The organism is Chryseobacterium sp. AG844, assembly GCF_003182335.1.
GTDB classification, from domain to species: Bacteria; Bacteroidota; Bacteroidia; order Flavobacteriales; family Weeksellaceae; genus Chryseobacterium; species Chryseobacterium cupriresistens.
In genome coordinates this window covers 1-1434 of the sequence record NZ_QGTV01000046.1, presented here as the reverse complement: position 1 = coordinate 1434, position 1434 = coordinate 1, and the positions used below count along the sequence as shown (strand labels likewise).

Annotated in this window: 2 protein-coding genes; both read left to right on the top strand. The window is 32.0% G+C overall.

Annotated features, from left to right (window positions below):
• Window positions 1–789 (top strand): hypothetical protein (locus DEU40_RS22590; protein WP_181398020.1); only part of this gene is annotated, 789 nt, incomplete at its 5' end.
• A 25-nt stretch (window positions 790–814) separates the two neighbouring features.
• Window positions 815–1204, top strand: coding sequence for a hypothetical protein (locus DEU40_RS22175; protein ID WP_137905717.1), 390 nt, complete (start codon window positions 815–817; stop codon window positions 1202–1204).
• Window positions 1205–1434: the final 230 nt, after the last annotated feature.

Below are 1434 nucleotides of genomic sequence, written 5' to 3'. Positions count from 1 at the left end.
ACTGCTACAGGTGCTGATGCACAGTTTGCTTTTAAAGCGTATGTAGCAACAATGTCTACAAGTACCGAATCTTCGGGAGGTAATATTTTTACGGGATTGGATAATGAGTATGATAAGGATGGCAAGATGATTAGTAACTTAGGTGGAAATAAAATAGATTTTTACCATCAAAGAAATGGAGATACAAAAGTAGTTAGTCGACAAACTGGAGCTTCAAATATTATTACAGGTGGAGAATCTATTATTAGAGGTTATACTCATAGAGGAAAAGATATAGGATGGGGAACGATAACAATTGAATATTTTGGAGGAAGTGGACCTGCCCGCAGTCTATTTAGTGATTTTAATGATTCTAATGATGGACCTTTTGCTTCTCTAGATAAGGCATCGTCTCCATATTCTTCTTTAGCAAGACAAGCATCATTAAACTCACAAGATCCAAAAGGGTTTGTAGAGATGACATATCTTCAGGCTAATCCTATAAGAGCAAATTTTGATGGGTATGAGCAGATGTGGGGAAGATCTACTGTATCTTGGTACAAATTAGGAGACGAAACACTTTTTTTAATGTTAGATTCAAAATCTCAGGAGTCATTATTTTATAGATTACCAGTAAATAATTTTGAAAGAACCGAAGGAAAAGTAAATAGCTTTGGAAATACATATCAGACTTATATGTGGACTGAAAGCAATTCCGAAGTTCAAAAAAAAGTAATTAACCCAACCTTAAAGAACGTTTTTAAACAAGCTGTAACACCACCATCTATATTAAAAAGACCTAGATTTTAAATCGAACAACTTAAATTTAATAAATATGAAAAAATGTATAAGTTTAATTTTATTACCACTTCTATTTTCATGTCAAAATATTAGTAGTGAAGATATGTATGGAAAATATTCGCCAGTATCATATAAAAATACATATGATACCCTGACAATTCACAGAGATGGAGTGTACAATAGGGTTATTTATAATAGGGAAGGGAAAAAGTTATTGGATTACGATTCAAAATATAAAATAGATAATCAATCTATAACACTTTCAAAATTTTATCTAAATTTAGACAAAGATTTAATTGCTTTTCCAGAGGATGTAGAAGACACTAATACAACTTATATAACTTCTTTCAAAAAAAAAGATAAAAACATTTTTCTCTGCTTTGGTCATTATGGAGAAAATTGTTATCAGAAAATTATAGAATAAAAAAACACTGAGCAAAGTCCCCAATAGTGCGAGCATCTCGTTCGTTTTCAGATAATAAATTAAAACCATTGCTTTTGCAGTGGTTTTAATACTATTCTTTTATCCAAGGATAGCACAGACGCTCCTGAAATTATTGATACCAACAATTACTATCCCTTCGGGCTGAACCATATCTCCGGACCGTTCAGTACTTCAGGTTTTAGAAGTTTTTACAGCTACAGATACAACGG

Excerpts from the sequence above, each read along its gene's own strand:
- DEU40_RS22175 (WP_137905717.1), top strand. The coding sequence starts at position 815 with ATGAAAAAATGTATAAGTTTAATTTTATTACCACTTCTATTTTCATGT.